The 14,523-nt window shown below is 72.5% G+C and carries 15 protein-coding genes; 9 read left to right on the forward strand and 6 right to left on the reverse strand.

What is annotated here, in order from left to right; genetic code table 11:
• The first annotated feature begins 17 nt into the window (after positions 1–17).
• Positions 18–539 (forward strand): DUF1059 domain-containing protein, encoded by a 522-nt coding sequence (locus ABD993_RS19925; protein WP_345420440.1) that lies wholly within the window; start codon positions 18–20, stop codon positions 537–539.
• Here ABD993_RS19925 and ABD993_RS19930 read toward each other — a convergent pair.
• Complete coding sequence (locus tag ABD993_RS19930; protein ID WP_345420443.1) at positions 533–1,024, reverse strand: hypothetical protein; 492 nt, start codon at positions 1,022–1,024, stop codon at positions 533–535. The genes ABD993_RS19925 and ABD993_RS19930 overlap by 7 nt on opposite strands.
• 79 nt (positions 1,025–1,103) lie before the next feature.
• On the opposite strand from ABD993_RS19930, the gene ABD993_RS19935 reads away from it, so the two are divergent.
• Positions 1,104–1,694 carry a TetR/AcrR family transcriptional regulator gene (locus ABD993_RS19935; protein ID WP_345420446.1) on the forward strand — a complete coding sequence of 197 codons (591 nt, stop codon included), beginning with the start codon at positions 1,104–1,106 and terminating at the stop codon, positions 1,692–1,694.
• On the opposite strand, the gene ABD993_RS19940 is transcribed toward ABD993_RS19935, so the two are convergent.
• Genes ABD993_RS19940 through ABD993_RS19955 form a run of 4 tightly spaced genes read right to left on the reverse strand, consistent with a single transcriptional unit; the run spans position 1,664 to position 6,139 of the window.
• Positions 1,664–2,662: a TIGR03842 family LLM class F420-dependent oxidoreductase gene (locus ABD993_RS19940; protein ID WP_345420505.1), complete on the reverse strand. Its 999-nt coding sequence runs from the start codon at positions 2,660–2,662 to the stop codon at positions 1,664–1,666. The genes ABD993_RS19935 and ABD993_RS19940 overlap by 31 nt on opposite strands.
• Positions 2,662–4,050, reverse strand: coding sequence for a dihydropyrimidinase (gene hydA / locus ABD993_RS19945; protein WP_345420449.1), 1,389 nt, complete (start codon positions 4,048–4,050; stop codon positions 2,662–2,664). The genes ABD993_RS19940 and hydA overlap by 1 nt, the downstream gene beginning before the upstream one ends.
• The gene (locus ABD993_RS19950; protein ID WP_345420451.1) at positions 4,047–5,300 is read right to left on the reverse strand and encodes an aspartate aminotransferase family protein; all 1,254 of its coding nucleotides are present in this window, start codon (positions 5,298–5,300) and stop codon (positions 4,047–4,049) included. The genes hydA and ABD993_RS19950 overlap by 4 nt, the downstream gene beginning before the upstream one ends.
• Entirely contained in the window at positions 5,297–6,139 is an 843-nt protein-coding gene (locus ABD993_RS19955; RefSeq protein ID WP_345420454.1) for a nitrilase-related carbon-nitrogen hydrolase, read from the reverse strand. The genes ABD993_RS19950 and ABD993_RS19955 overlap by 4 nt, the downstream gene beginning before the upstream one ends.
• A gap of 165 nt (positions 6,140–6,304) precedes the next feature.
• Between ABD993_RS19955 and ABD993_RS19960 the strand changes: the two genes are divergently transcribed.
• The 7 genes from ABD993_RS19960 to ABD993_RS19990 all read left to right on the forward strand — a co-directional run bounded on the left by ABD993_RS19960 (position 6,305) and on the right by ABD993_RS19990 (position 13,161).
• Positions 6,305–7,174 (forward strand): ABC transporter permease, encoded by an 870-nt coding sequence (locus ABD993_RS19960; protein ID WP_345420457.1) that lies wholly within the window; start codon positions 6,305–6,307, stop codon positions 7,172–7,174.
• On the forward strand, positions 7,171–7,950 hold the full coding sequence (locus ABD993_RS19965) for an ABC transporter ATP-binding protein (protein WP_345420460.1): 780 nt from the start codon (positions 7,171–7,173) through the stop codon (positions 7,948–7,950). Before ABD993_RS19960 ends, ABD993_RS19965 begins: the two co-directional genes overlap by 4 nt.
• Complete coding sequence (locus tag ABD993_RS19970; protein ID WP_345420462.1) at positions 7,947–8,774, forward strand: ABC transporter permease; 828 nt, start codon at positions 7,947–7,949, stop codon at positions 8,772–8,774. Before ABD993_RS19965 ends, ABD993_RS19970 begins: the two co-directional genes overlap by 4 nt.
• Before the next feature lie 3 nt (positions 8,775–8,777).
• Positions 8,778–9,929, forward strand: coding sequence for an ABC transporter substrate-binding protein (locus ABD993_RS19975; RefSeq protein ID WP_345420465.1), 1,152 nt, complete (start codon positions 8,778–8,780; stop codon positions 9,927–9,929).
• A 163-nt stretch (positions 9,930–10,092) separates the two neighbouring features.
• Positions 10,093–11,241: a thiolase family protein gene (locus tag ABD993_RS19980; protein WP_345420468.1), complete on the forward strand. Its 1,149-nt coding sequence runs from the start codon at positions 10,093–10,095 to the stop codon at positions 11,239–11,241.
• Positions 11,238–11,999 (forward strand): 3-hydroxyacyl-CoA dehydrogenase, encoded by a 762-nt coding sequence (locus ABD993_RS19985; RefSeq protein WP_345420471.1) that lies wholly within the window; start codon positions 11,238–11,240, stop codon positions 11,997–11,999. Before ABD993_RS19980 ends, ABD993_RS19985 begins: the two co-directional genes overlap by 4 nt.
• A gap of 10 nt (positions 12,000–12,009) precedes the next feature.
• The gene (locus tag ABD993_RS19990) at positions 12,010–13,161 is read left to right on the forward strand and encodes an acyl-CoA dehydrogenase family protein (protein ID WP_345420473.1); all 1,152 of its coding nucleotides are present in this window, start codon (positions 12,010–12,012) and stop codon (positions 13,159–13,161) included.
• On the opposite strand, the gene ABD993_RS19995 is transcribed toward ABD993_RS19990, so the two are convergent.
• Positions 13,136–14,449, reverse strand: a complete 1,314-nt coding sequence (locus ABD993_RS19995) for a pyridoxal phosphate-dependent decarboxylase family protein (protein ID WP_345420476.1) — start codon at positions 14,447–14,449, stop codon at positions 13,136–13,138. The two genes, ABD993_RS19990 and ABD993_RS19995, sit on opposite strands and share 26 nt — an antisense overlap.
• Positions 14,450–14,523: the final 74 nt, after the last annotated feature.

Raw genomic sequence — 14,523 nt, forward strand, 5'->3', positions numbered from 1 at the left:
TCCGAGGAGTGGGATGTATGCCCTTATCGGACGGCGAGGAGGCCGCGATGTCGAGGATGACGATCGACTGCCGGACCATCCCGAGCGAGTCGGGCTGCACGATGACGCTCACCGGGGAACCGGCGGACCTGATGGCGGCGGCCGCGGCCCACGCGGTCGCCGCCCACGGGCACGAGGACGGACCGGAGCTGCGCGAGGCGCTGGAGGGGGCGATGGTGCCCGCCACGGCGCTCGACCTCGGCACCGGGGCGTTCGTCCAGCTCATCGACTTCCGTAGCGACCGGATGGCCGAGTTCACCGCCGCCGAGGACGAGTGGCTGGCCGAGATCGGTGAGGCGCGCACCGCCGTCTGGTCGGTCATCGCCACCGACCACGACGACCCCGGGCGCCACTGCGAGCTCGTGGCCTTCCCCGACCACGAGTCGGCCATGCGCAACTCCAAGCACCCGGCGACCCAGCGCATCGCCGAGCGCATGGCCGCGATCGCGGGGGAGCCCGCCTTCCGCGATCTCGACGTGGAGCGCGTGCGGGTCTACTGACCCAGCCGCTCGGCGAGGCGCTCGAGGCCGCCCCGGATCGTGCCCGCGTACCCGGGGTCGGCGTCCTCGAGCGCGCCCAGCCGCGCCCGTGCGGCGGCCAGCTGCGCCCGGGCCTCGTCGACCAGGCCGACCTTGCGGCAGGCCTCGGCCAGGTTGAGGTGCAGCGACGGGTAGAACCCCGCGAGCTGCAGCGCCGGATGGTGGGACTCCGCGCGCCCGGGCGGCACCTCGTCCGCCGCGGCGAGCGCGCGGCGGTCCCACTCCAGCTCGGCGTGCGGGTCCTCCTGCACGTCCGCGGCGTAGTGCGCGAGCACGCAGCGGTGGAAGGGATCGACGAGCTCGGGCCAGAGTGCGGCGAAGCCCGCCGCCGCCTCCGCGCGGGAACCCTGGTGCGACAGGGCGACCAGCGCCGTGATCCGGTCCATCAGCGGGTCCTGGGCGGTGTCCTGAGCGGTGACGTGCGTGCCGTCCGTGTCGGTGTCCACGCCGCGGACGCTAGCGGTGGACACCGACGGGTTCCGTCGAGAGTGGCCGGCGCGGCGGCTGGGCTGGGAGGATGACCCGGTGGACGTGCGCAGGCGGATCCTCGACGCCGCCGTGGAGGTGCTGACCCTCTCCGGCTTCGACGCGGCCTCCCTCAGCGAGGTCGCCGCCCGGGCCGGCGTCTCGCGTCCCACGGTCTACCGCCACTTCGGTTCGCGGGAGCAGCTCGTGTCGGCGGCGCTGCTGCGGCTCTCCGGCGAGATCGTCGAGCGGATCTGGACCACGGCGAACCAGGCCGGGTCGGCCGCGGAGCTGGTCGTCGAGGCCACCCTGCGCGCCCGCTACGAGTTCCGCACCCAGCCCGCGCTCGCCCCGATCGCCTTCCCGGAGCGCGCGACCTTCGAGCTGGCCCGGTGGAGCCTCTCGCCGGACGCCGTGGCGATGACCAAGCGCTACCTGGCCCCCCTGCTGGACCACCAGCCCGAGCTGGCGGACCAGATGGACGAGATCGCCGAGACCGTCATCCGGTTCGTGCTCTCCCTCGTCTGGTTCGACGGGCACACCGGCGCCACGGACGACGAGCTGCGCGGCTACCTGCACCGCAGGCTGGTCCCGGCGCTCGGCATCCATCCCGCCCCCGCCTACAGCCGCGGGATGACGGAGGTCCCGTAGGCCTCGATCGTCGCGTCCCGGCCGTCGTGCATGGCGTAGATCGCGAACTGGTCGACGCCCAGGGACTCCAGCTCCGCGAGCCGCTCCCGCTGCGCCGCGGCGGGGCCGATCAGGCAGAAGCGGTCCACCACCTCGTCCGGCACGAAGTCGGTGGAGCGGTTCCCCGCTCGGCCGTGGTGGCTGTAGTCGTACCCCTCGCGGCCCTTGATGTAGCCCGTGAGCTCCTCGGGGACGACGCCCGAGGCGCCGTAGCGCGTGACGAGGTCCGCGACGTGGTTGCCGACCATCCCGCCGAACCACCGCGTCTGGTCCCGGCCGTGCGCCAGGTCCTCGGTGACGTAGGCCGGTGCCGCCACGCACATGGTGATCGTGTCGGGGTCCCGGCCCGCCTCCGCCGCGGCGGCCCGCACCGTCTTGATCGTCCATTCGACCAGGTACGGGTCCGCGAGCTGCAGGATGAACCCGTCCGCGCAGCGTCCGGCCAGCGCGAGCGCCCTGGGTCCGTAGCCCGCGACCCAGATCGGCACCGCGGGCGCGCCCTCGCGGACCCAGGGGATCCGCACGTCCGTGCCGCCGAGGTCCACCGCGTCACCCGCCGTGAGCCCGCGGATCACCTCGATCGACGACTCCAGCCGGGCCAGTGTGGTCGGCGGGCGCCCCTGCACGCGCATCGCCGAGTCCCCGCGGCCGATCCCGCAGACCGTCCGCGGGCCGTACATGTCGTCCAGCGTGGCGAACAGCGACGCCAGCACCGTCCAGTCCCGGGTGCCCGGGTTGGTCACCATCGGCCCCACGAGCAGCCGCGACGTCCGCTCCAGGATCCGGCTGTAGATGACGAACGGCTCCTGCCAGAGCACGTGCGAGTCGAACGTCCAGCCGTGGGTGAACCCGAGCTCCTCGGCGCGCACCATGAGGTCCACGACCTCCGACGCCGGCGGGTCGGTCTGCAGCACCAGCCCGATGTCGATCATCGCAGGTACCCGCACGTGTCGCGGGCCAGGAACGACCCGTGGCCCGCCGAGCCGAGGTACTCGCCGCGGTCGACGATCACCCGCCCCCGGGACAGCACGGTGTCCACCCGACCGGTGGTCGTCCGGCCCTCGTACGCCGAGTAGTCGACGGCCATGTGGTGCGTCGCGGCCGAATGGGTCTGCTGCGCGGTGGGGTCGTAGACGACGATGTCCGCGTCCGAGCCGGGCGCGATCGTGCCCTTGCGCGGGTGGAGCCCGAACATCCGGGCCGGTGTGGCACACGCCAGCTCGATCCAGCGCCGCCGCGAGATCCGCCCCTCGACGACGCCCTGGTGCAGCAGGTCCATCCGGGTCTCGACGCCGGGCATCCCGTTGGGGATCTTCGAGAAGTCCCCGAGGCCCATCTCCTTCTGCCCCTTGAAGCAGAAGGGGCAGTGGTCGGTGGAGATCACCGAGAGGTCGTCGTTGCGCAGGCCACGCCACAGTGCGGCCTGGTGCTCGGCCGGGCGCAGCGGCGTGGAGCAGACGTACTTCGCGCCCTCGAAGCCCGGCCGGGCGAGGTCGTCCGTGGACAGGAACAGGTACTGCGGGCAGGTCTCGGCGAACACGTTGTCCCCGGCCTCGCGCGCGGCCGCGACCTGGTCCAGCGCCTGGCGCGCGGACAGGTGCACGACGTAGAGCGGGGCCCCGGCGACCCGGGACAGCTGGATCGCGCGGTGCGTGGCCTCGGCCTCGAGCAGCGCGTGCCGCACGTCGCCGTGGTAGCGCGGGTCCGTCTGCCCCCGGGCCAGCGCCTGCTCGACGAGCACGTCGATCGCGATGCCGTTCTCCGCGTGCATCATGATCAGCCCGCCGGTCTCGGCGGCCTTCTGCATGGCCCGCAGGATCCTGCCGTCGTCGGAGTAGAAGACGCCCGGGTAGGCCATGAACAGCTTGAAGCTGGTCACGCCCTCGCCGACCAGCGCCTCCATCTCCTTGAGCGACGAGTCGTCGACGTCCGCCAGGATCATGTGGAAGCCGTAGTCGATCGCGCACTTCCCGGCCGCCTTGGCGTGCCAGGCGTCCAGCCCCTCGCGCAGCGACCCGCCCCGGCTCTGGATCGGGAAGTCGATGATCGTGGTGGTGCCGCCCCAGGCTGCGGCGCGGGTGCCGGTCTCGAAGGTGTCCGCCGAGAACGTGCCGCCGAACGGCATCTCCATGTGGGTGTGGGCGTCCACGCCGCCGGGCACGACCAGGCGGCCGGTCGCGTCGATCTCGGTGTCCGCGACGAACGGGACCGCCCCGGGGGAGACGACCCCGACGACCCGCTCCCCGTCCACGAGCACGTCCGCGACGACCTCCTCCGCGGCGGTGACGACGGTGCCGCCGCGGACGATCGTCCTCATCGGAGGGCCTCGACCAGGATGGCCAGGCCCTCGTGCGCCTCGTCGGCGGTGAGCGACAGGGGAGGGGCGATGCGCAGCACGTCCCCGCGCAGCCCGCCCTTGCCCACCAGCAGCCCGCGGTCCTTACAGGACTGCAGCACCGCCACCGCCCGCGCCGCCGTGTCCAGCTCGACGCCGATCATCAGCCCCTTGCCCCGGACGTCCAGGACGTGCGGCAGGTCGAGGGCCTTGAGCCCGTCGAGCAGGATCGGTCCGACCTTGGCCGCGTTGCCCTGCAGGTCGTGCTCGCGCAGGTGGCGCAGGTTCGCCAGCGCCCCCGCCGAGGTGATCGGGCTGCCGCCGAAGGTGGAGATGGAGTTGGCGGGCAGGTCGTCCATGATCGACGCCGGGGCGATCACCCCACCCATGGACAAGCCGTTCCCTATGCCCTTCGCGAACGTGACGATGTCCGGCGCCGCGCTGGTCCGTTCGGCGACGTGCGCCTGCCACCCCCAGAAGTGCTCGCCGGTGCGCCCCCAGCCGGTCTGCACCTCGTCGGAGATCCAGAGGATGTCCCGCGCCCGCAGCACCTCGGCGAACGCGCCGAGCAGCCCGTCCGGCCCCGAGGTGAACCCGCCGACGCCCTGGATGGGTTCGGCGATCAGCGCGGCGATGGAGCCCCCGGTCTGGTCCAGCACGTCCTCCAGGTCCGCCACGCACGCGGCGATGAAGTCCGCGTCGGACAGGTGCGCGAAGGGCGAGTGGAGACGCTGTCCACCGTGGACGTAGTACGTCTGGAAGGGCGACAGGGAGGTCGGCGACCAGGCGCTGTTGCCGGTGATCCCGATCGTGGAGAAGGAGCGGCCGTGGTAGCTGTTGCGCAGCGCCAGGACCTGGTTGGAGCGGTTGCGCACGCTGGCCAGCAGCAGCGCCGCGTCGTTCGCCTCGGTGCCGCTGGTGGTGAGGAAGACCTTGGCGTCCGGGATGCCGGACACCGCCGCGATCTCCTCGCAGAGCTCCACCATCGGCCGGTTCAGGTAGAGCGTGGACGAGTGGATGATCTTCGCGGCCTGCGCCGCCACCGCCTCGGTGACCGCGGGCAGCGCGTGCTCGGTCATCGTGGTGAGGATGCCGCCGAAGAAGTCCAGGTAGCGGTTGCCGTCCGCGTCCCAGACGTGCCGCCCGGAGCCGTGGTCCAGCTCGATCGGGTCGTCGTAGTAGAGGGCGAGCCAGCTCGGGAGCACGGCCCGCGTCCGTTCGTGGAGGTTCACGATTCCACCAGCGGGCCGTACGCGTCCGGGCGGCGGTCGCGGTAGAAGGCCCACTGCTGCCGCACCTCGTCGATCATCCCCAGGTCGAGGTCGCGGACGATCAGCTCCTCCTCCGAGCCGGACCCGACCTCGCCGACGAACTGCCCGCGCGGGTCGACGAAGTAGCTGGTGCCGTAGAAGTCGTTGTCCCCGTACTCCTCGACCCCCACCCGGTTGATCGCGGCGACGAAGTACTCGTTCGCGACGGCGGCGGCGGGCTGCTCCAGCTTCCACAGGTAGGAGCTCAGCCCCCGGCTCGTCGCGCTCGGGTTGAACACGATCTCGGCGCCCGCCAGGCCCAGCGCGCGCCAGCCCTCGGGGAAGTGCCGGTCGTAGCAGATGTACACGCCGACCTTGCCGACCGCGGTCTCGAAGATCGGCCAGCCGAGGTTGCCGGGGCGGAAGTAGTACTTCTCCCAGAACCCCTTCACCTGCGGGATGTGGTGCTTGCGGTACTTGCCGAGGATCGTGCCGTCCGCGTCGATCACCGCGGCGGTGTTGTAGTAGTTGCCCGCGCTCTCGACCTCGAAGACCGGCACGACGAGCACCATCGACAGCTCCTTCGCCAGCGCCGCCATCCGCTGCACGGTCGGCCCGTCCGGCACCGGCTCCGCCCAGCGGTAGTGCTCGGACTCCTGCACCTGGCAGAAGTACGGCGCGTTGAAGACCTCCTGGAAGCCCATCACCTGCGCGCCCCGTGCCGCGGCCGCCCGCGCGTGGGTCTCGTGCACGTCGATCATCGACGCGGTGTCCCCGGTCCACTTGGCCTGCAGGATCGCCGCCCGAACGGTGCGCCCCATGACCGACCCCCTTCACACCCGTTCCCGAAGGCGACACCATCGACCCGCGACGGTCCGGCGCGCAAGGGGCTGATGATCGACGGTCCAAGGGGAACCTCGCCGTAACACCCCTGTCACCTCGTGCCCAGAGGATTCCGGATCACCGCACGGCGCGAAGGGGACGGCATGAACGGCAGACTGCGGGGGGCGACGACCGCGGTGGCGGCCTTCGTGCTCCTCGTGGCGCTGTGGGAGCTGGCGAAATGGCTGCTGCCCGCCGCGGGCGTGACCGTCGGCGACACCCGGATCCTGCCCCGCACGGACGACGCCGCCATGCCGCACGTCTGGACCGTGCTGGCGAGGCTCGGCGCCCCCGAGGTGGCGGGCGCCGCCGACCCGCGCTCGGTCGGCGCCGCGGTGGCCGGGGGCGCGCTGGTCACCCTGGGCCTGGCGCTCGGCGGGCTGGTGCTGGGCGGGATCGGCGGGACCCTGCTGGCCGTGCTGATGCAGCGGTTCGCCCTGGCCGAGAAGGCCGTGCTGCCCTACGTCATCGCCTCCCAGACCGTCCCGCTGATCGCGATCGCGCCGCTGGTCGCGGGTTGGGGCGGCAGGATCGCGATCGGGGGCTGGACGTGGGAGCCGTGGGCCGGGGTCATGGTGATCGCCTCGTACCTGGCGTTCTTCCCGATCTCGGTCGGGATGCTGCGCGGGCTCACCTCCCCGCGCAAGGCGGACGTCGAGATGTTCCACGCACTGGCCGCGGGCTGGTGGACCACGCTGGTCCGGCTGCGGCTGCCCGCGTCGGTGCCGTACCTGGTCCCGGCCGCGCGGCTCGCCGCGGCGGCCGCGGTGGTGGGCGCGATCGTCGCGGAGATCTCCACGGGGACCCGCGGCGGGATCGGACGGTTGATCATCGAGTACGCGCAGTCCGCCACCGGCGACCCCTCGCAGGTCTACGCGGCGATCCTCGGCGCGGCGGTCCTCGGGCTGGTGGCGGCGGGTCTGGTCACGGTGCTGGAGCTCGGGCTCTCGCGCTACCGCGGGGCGACGGCGTGAGCGCCGCCGTCGAGCTGGCGGGGGCGGGCAAGGAGTTCGGGCCGGTCACCGCGTTGACCGACATCGACCTGACGATCGGCGCGGGGGAGTTCGTCTCGCTGATCGGTCCGTCGGGCTGCGGCAAGTCCACCCTGCTGCGGCTCGTCGCGGACCTGGAGCAGCCCACCTCCGGCACCGTCACCGTCACCGGCAAACCGGCGCGGCAGGCCCGGCTGGACCAGGACTACGGCATCGCCTTCCAGCAGGCGGGACTGCTGGACTGGCGCAGCGTCGCCGAGAACGTCGAGCTGCCGCTGCAGGTCCACGGCGTCGGCAGGGCGGAGCGGCGGGCGCGGGCCGCCGAGCTGTTGGAGCTGGTGGGGCTCGCGGACTTCGCCCGTTCCCGGCCGGGGGAGCTCTCCGGCGGCATGCAGCAGCGGGTCGCGATCGCGCGCGCGCTCGCCCCGAGCCCCAAGCTGCTGCTGATGGACGAGCCCTTCGGCGCCCTGGACGAGATGACGCGCGAGCGGATGCAGGCCGAGCTGCTGCGGATCGCGGGGGAGACCGGCGCCGCGGTGCTGTTCGTGACCCACTCGATCCCCGAGGCCGTGGTGCTCTCGGACCGGGTCGTGGTCATGTCCCCGCGTCCGGGCCGGGTCACCGAGATCGTCGCCGGGCGCCGTCCGGGCACCGTGCCGGACGACCCGGGCGCCGTCGAGTACGTCCGCGAGACCACCGCCTTCTTCGAGGCCGTCACCGCGGTCCGGGAGGCGCTGCGCAAGGGGGCGGCGGAGTGAGCGCCCCGCCGGAGACGTCCGTCGGGGGAGCCGCGGGAGGGGTCGGTGCCGTGCCGGGCCCGGCACGCCGGTTCCGCGGGGCGTCCGCGGTCGTGGCGCCGGTGGCGTTCGGCATCGCGCTGCTCGTCGTGTGGGAGCTGGTGGTGCGGATCGGGGGGCTGCCCTCGTTCCTGCTCCCCGCGCCCACCGCGATCGCCGAGCAGGTCGGGGCGCAGTTCCCGGTGATCCTGCAGACCGCGGGCGTGACCGGGGGGAACGCGCTGGTCGGGCTGGTCGTCGGGTTCCTGGTGGGAGTGCTGCTGGCCGTACTGGCGGCGGGCTCGCGCCTGGTCTCCGAGCTGGTCACCCCGGTGGTCCTCGCCGCCTCGGCGATCCCGATCGTGGCGCTGGCGCCGGTGTTCACCACGATGTTCGGCTCCACCACCGAGATCCCGCGGCGGCTGGTCGTCACGGTGGTGGTGACCGTGCCCGTGTTCGTCGCGACCGCGCGAGGGCTGCGCCGGGTCCGCCCGGTGCACGACGAGCTGATGGTCGCCCTCGCCGCGACCCGGCGGCAGTACACCCGGTTCGTCCGGCTGCCCGGCGCGGTCCCGTTCGTCATGACCGGGCTCCGGCTCGCCGCGCCGGCCGCGGTGATCGCCGCGATCGTCGCCGAATACTTCGGCGGCCTGCAGAACGGGCTCGGCAGTCGGATCTCCGCGGCCGCCGCGAACACCGCCTACACCCGCGCGTGGGCCTTCGTCGCCGCCTCGATCGTGCTGGGGCTGCTGTTCTTCCTCGCCGGGCTGCTCGCCGAGCGGCTCGTGACGCGCAACCGGAGGTAGCACGTGAGAACCCCCCGATGGCTCCTCGCCACCGTCGGCGCGGCGGCCGCCGTCGCCCTCGCCGCCTGTTCCACCACGCCCGCGGGCCGGCAGGCATCGGGCGGCTCCTCGGCCGCCCCCGGTGCGCTCACCCCGGTGACCCTGCAGCTGCAGTGGTTCACCCAGGGCCAGTTCGCCGGCTACCTCGCCGCGATCGACCAGGGCTTCTACAAGGCGAAGGGGCTCGACGTCACGATCAAGGAGGGCGGCGTCGACATCGTCCCGCAGACGGTGCTGGCACAGGGCCAGGCGGACTACGCCATCGCCTGGGTGCCCAAAGCCCTGGCCTCGCGCGAGCAGGGCGCGGCGATCACGGATGTCGCGCAGATCTTCCAGCGCTCCGGGACCCGGCAGGTCGCGTTCGCGAACAAGGGGATCACCGCGCCCGCGCAGTTCGCGGGCAGGAAGGTGGGCAACTGGGGCTTCGGCAACGAGTTCGAGCTCTTCGCGGGCATGACGAAGGCGGGCCTCAAGCCCGCCGACGTCACGCTGGTGCAGCAGCAGTTCGACATGCAGGCCCTGCTCTCCGGGGAGATCGACGCCGCGCAGGCCATGTCCTACAACGAGTACGCGCAGGTCCTGGAGGCGACCAACCCGGCCACCGGGCAGCTGTACAAGCCCGAGGACTTCTCGGTCGTCGACTGGAACTCCGACGGCACCGCGATGCTCCAGGACGCGATCTGGGCGAGCACGGACAAGCTCTCCGACCCGGCCTACCAGGACCAGACGACGAGGTTCGTCGCCGCGTCGATCCAGGGCTGGGCGTACTGCCGGGACAACGTGGCCTCCTGCCGGGACATCGTGGTGAAGGCGGGCTCCAAGCTCGGCGCCAGCCACCAGCTGTGGCAGGTCAACGAGGTCAACAAGCTGATCTGGCCCTCGCCCGCCGCGGGCGCGGGGACGATCGACCCGGCCGCGTGGGCGCAGACGGTCGGCGTGGCCCGGACCGCGGTGAACGCGGACGGGCAGACCGTCCTCACCAGGGACCCGGACGCCGAGGCCTACACCAACGACTACGTCACCAGGGCCCTCGCGCTGCTCAAGACGGACGGCGTGGACGTCGTCGGTGCCGGCTACCAGCCGGAGACGGTCACCCTGAACCCCGGCGGCAACTGACCGGACGGGGCTCCCGCGACCCGGGAGCCCCGTTCCAGCTGGGCATCTGAACGAATGTTCTGTACGCCACACCGCGATCGCGGTCACTGCTGACCGTTTCGTTGCTACCGTGCCCGAAGGGCGACGGCGCCGTCCGTCGGTGGCAGAGGTGAGGAGCTCGACCGTGCGTGATGCAGTCATCGTCGAAGCGGTACGCACACCCGTGGGCAAGCGGAACGGGGGCCTATCGGGCGTCCACCCGACCGACCTGTCCGCGCACGTGCTGGCCTCGCTGGCCGAGCGCAGCGGGGTGGACCCCGCCGCGATCGAGGACGTCATCTGGGGCTGCGTGTCCCAGGTCGGCGAGCAGACCATGGACATCGGCCGGACCGCGGCGCTCGCGGCGGGCTTCCCGGAGACCGTCACCGGCGTGACGATCGACCGGCAGTGCGGGTCCTCGCAGCAGGCCGTGCACTTCGCGGCGGCGGGCCTGGTCGCGGGTCAGTACGACGTGGTGGTGGCGGGCGGGGTCGAGTCGATGTCCCGGGTGCCGATGGGCTCCTCGAGCAACGGCCAGGACCCGTACGGCGAGCGCTTCGTCGCCCGCTACGGCGACGTGCGCCCGAACCAGGGCGTCGGCGCGGAGATGATCGCCGAGCGGTGGGGCCTGTCCCGCACCCAGCTGGACGAGTTCTCGATCGGCAGCCACGAGAAGGCCGCCGCCGCGCAGGCCGAGGGCCGGTTCGAGGGCCAGATCGCGCCCGTCACGCTGGCGGACGGCACGGTCGTGAGCAAGGACGAGGGCATCCGCCCCGGCGGCACCGTCGAGGGCCTGGCCACGCTCAAGACCGTCTTCAAGGCGGACGGGGTCATCCACGCGGGCAACGCCTCGCAGATCTCGGACGGCTCCGCGGCCCTGCTGATGACGACCTCGGAGAAGGCTGCCGAGCTGGGCCTGCGCCCGATCGCCCGAGTGCACACCGCGGTCCTCGCGGGTGCCGACCCGGTGATCATGCTGACCGCCCCGATCCCCGCCACCCGGAAGGCGCTGGCGAAGTCCGGCCTGAGGGTGGACGAGATCGGCGTGTTCGAGGTCAACGAGGCCTTCGCCCCCGTGCCGATGGCCTGGCTCGCGGACATCGAGGGCGCGGACGTCAAGTCGCTCAACCCGAACGGCGGCGCGATCGCCCTGGGCCACCCGCTCGGCGGGTCCGGCGCCCGGATCATGACCACGATGGTCCACCACATGAGGGACAACGGGATCCGCTACGGCCTGCAGACCATGTGCGAGGGCGGCGGACAGGCCAACGCGACCATCCTGGAGCTGCTGTGAACATCGACGGACAGGTCGCCCTCGTCACCGGCGGCGCCTCCGGCCTCGGCCTGGCCACCACCGAGACCCTGCTCGACGCCGGTGCCTCGGTCGTGATCATCGACCTGCCGACCTCGCAGGGCACCGAGATCGCCGAGAAGCTGGGCGACAGGGTGGCCTTCGTGGCGGCGGACGTCACGAACCCGGAGCAGGTCACGGCGGCTCTGGACAAGGCCGCCGAGCTGGGCACGCTGCGCGCGGCGATCAACTGCGCGGGCATCGGCAACGCCTACAGGACCGTCGGCAAGCAGGGCGCGTTCCCGCTGGACGCGTTCACGAAGGTCGTGACGGTCAACCTGATCGGCACGTTCAACGTGATCCGGCTGGCGGCCGAGCGCATGGTGGCGAACGAGCCGATCGACGGCGAGCGCGGCGTCATCATCAACACCGCGTCGGTGGCGGCGTTCGAGGGGCAGATCGGCCAGGCCGCGTACTCGGCGTCCAAGGGCGGCGTCGTGGGCATGACCCTGCCGATCGCCCGCGACCTCGCGAGCGCCCAGATCCGGGTCAACACCATCGCCCCGGGCCTGTTCGAGACCCCGCTGCTCGGCGGGCTCCCGGACGAGGCCAAGGAGTCGCTCGGCAAGCAGGTCCCGCACCCGGCCCGGCTCGGCAAGCCGAGCGAGTACGGCCTGCTCGCGGCCCACATCGTCGCGAACCCGATGCTCAACGGCGAGGTCATCCGGCTCGACGGCGCCATCCGCATGGCACCCAGGTAGGAGAACGCGCGTGAAGCGGAAGCTGTACTCCGACGACCACGAGGCCTTCCGGGAGTCGTTCCGGAAGTTCGTCGAGCAGGAGATCGCCCCGAACGACGAGGCCTGGAACCACGAGGGCATCGTCCCCCGCGAGGTCTTCGCGAAGGCGGGGGCCAACGGCTTCCTCGGCATGGACGTGCCGGAGGAGTACGGCGGCGGCGGGGTGGTCGACTTCCGCTTCAACGCAGTGATCATCGAGGAGCTGATGCGCACCGGGAACGGCGGTGCCGGGCTCGGGCTCACCCTGCACAACGACATCTGCATGCCCTACTTCCTCTCCTTCGCGAACGCGGAGCAGAAGAAGCGGTGGCTGCCGGGGATCGTGTCCGGGGAGCTGATCACGGCCATCGCCATGACCGAGCCCGGCATCGGCTCGGACCTGGCCTCGATGACCACCACCGCGCGGCGGGACGGCGACCACTACGTCGTCAACGGCGCGAAGACGTTCATCACCAACGGGATCAACTCGGACGTGGTGATCACGGCGGTGAAGACCGATCCCACGCAGAAGCACAAGGGCATGTCCCTGCTCGTGCTCGAGCGCGGGATGGAGGGCTTCGAGCGCGGCCGGAACCTGGACAAGCTGGGCCAGCACGCGCAGGACACGGCGGAGCTGTCGTTCACCGACGTCCGGGTCCCGGTGGCCAACCTGCTCGGCGAGACGGAGGGGCAGGGGTTCACCCAGCTCGTCACCAAGCTGCCGCAGGAGCGGCTGTCCATCGCCGTCGCGGGTGTCGCGGCAGCGCGGGCGGCCCTGGAGTGGACGCTGGAGTACGTCAAGGAGCGCAAGGCCTTCGGCCAGCCGATCGGGTCGTTCCAGAACTCCAAGTTCGTCCTGGCCGAGATCGCGACCGAGGTGGACATCGCCGAGCACTTCGTGGACGACTGCATCCGCGCCCTGAACGCGGGGGAGCTGGACGCCGTCGACGCCGGCAAGGCGAAGTACTGGTGCACCGAGCTGCAGGGCCGCGTCGTGGACCGGTGCCTGCAGCTGCACGGCGGGTACGGGTACATGAACGAGTACCCCATCGCCCGGGCCTACGCGGACGCCCGGATCACCCGCATCTACGGCGGCACGACCGAGATCATGAAGGAGGTCATCGGCCGCTCGCTCGGCCTCTGACCGTGACTCGCGGCGCCGCTCGCCGCCAGACTCGCCGGACCGGGACACCCTCGTCGGGCAGGGACCTCCTCATGACGGGCAGAGAAGGGTCCAGAGGGTGTCGACGTCCTTGGCGGTCGTCCGCATCGCGCCGACGGCGATGCGGACGGCGTAGCGGCCCTCGACCGTGGTGTGGGTGAGGAAGGCCCATGCCGTGCGGCACCGCCCAGAGCTTGAGCGCCCGGAACCGGCGCCCCAGCGGGACCTGCCAGTCCCGGTAGTCGACGACCTCGCCGGAGTCGGTGGCGCTGTTGCGGAGGTACTCCGGGGTGATGGACAGGGCGTCCGGCAGGGCGGTGGCGTGCCGGGTCCAGAGGAACGAGGCGTCGAAGGCGGTCCCGAGCCACTTGTGGGCGTCCGTGCAGACGGAGTCGGCGCGCTCGGCGCCCGCCAGCACGGACCGGAACTCCGGGCACAGCGCGGCGACGCCCGCCCAGGCCGCGTCGACGTGCACCCAGGCATCCCCGGCCGCGTCCTCGACGACCGCACGGACCGCGGCGACGGGATCCACCGCGCCCGTCCCCGTCGTCCCGACCGTGGGGCAGACCAGCACCGGTCGCAGGCCCGCCGCCCGGTCCTCGGCCAGCATCGCGGCGAGCGCCGCGGTGTCCATCGGACTTCCGGACACGACCCGCAGGGCCCGGGAGCCCAGCCCGGCGATCCGCACGGCCTTGGCCAGCGACGAGTGCGTCTCCGCGGTGACGTCGACCCGCTCGTCCCCGGCGACGCCGGTCTCCCGCCACCCCGGGTCCGACCGGTGCAGCGCGGCGAGCAGCGCGACCAGCGCCGCCGAGGAGGCCGAGTCCTGCAAGGACCCGCCGCCCCCGCCCGCGAACGTGAACGCCTCGCCGAGCCCGAGGGCCCGGGCCATCCCGTCCACCACGACCTGCTCCACCTCGGTGGCCGCGGGCGCGGTCGACCAGAGCATCCCCTGGGCCCCCAGCCCGCCGGACGCGAGGTCGCCGAGGAGTGAGAACAGCGAGGCCTGGGCCGGGAAGTAGCCGTAGTAGCCCGGGTGCTGCCAGTGCAGCGTGCCCGGGACCACGACGTCGTCGAGCAGGGCGGTCAGGGCCCCGCCGAGGTCCGCGGCGGGCTCCTCCGGCAGGCCCGCGGGCAGCGCGGCGCGGACCTCACCGGGCCGCACGGACGGGCGGACCGGGAGACCGCCCAGCTCCGACCGGTACCCGGCCACCCAGTCGACGAGCTCGCGGCCGAGCCTGCGGAACTCCTCCGGTTCGAGATCGTGCACGCCCGCAGACTGCTAGATGTCGCCGCCGCAGAGGTTGTTGACGCGGTGGGCGGGTGGATGTCCGCCGATCGCGG

Origin of the sequence: Pseudonocardia xishanensis, from assembly GCF_039541715.1 — a bacterium.
In the GTDB taxonomy this organism is placed as follows: Bacteria; Actinomycetota; Actinomycetes; order Mycobacteriales; family Pseudonocardiaceae; genus Pseudonocardia; species Pseudonocardia xishanensis.

Bases quoted from the DNA above. Each gene is read 5' to 3' on its own strand.
- ABD993_RS19960 (WP_345420457.1), top strand. From the start codon at position 6,305: ATGAACGGCAGACTGCGGGGGGCGACGACCGCGGTGGCGGCCTTCGTG.
- ABD993_RS19955 (WP_345420454.1), bottom strand. From the start codon at position 6,139: ATGGGGCGCACCGTTCGGGCGGCGATCCTGCAGGCCAAGTGGACCGGG.
- ABD993_RS19925 (WP_345420440.1), top strand. From the start codon at position 18: ATGCCCTTATCGGACGGCGAGGAGGCCGCGATGTCGAGGATGACGATC.
- hydA (WP_345420449.1), bottom strand. From the start codon at position 4,050: ATGAGGACGATCGTCCGCGGCGGCACCGTCGTCACCGCCGCGGAGGAG.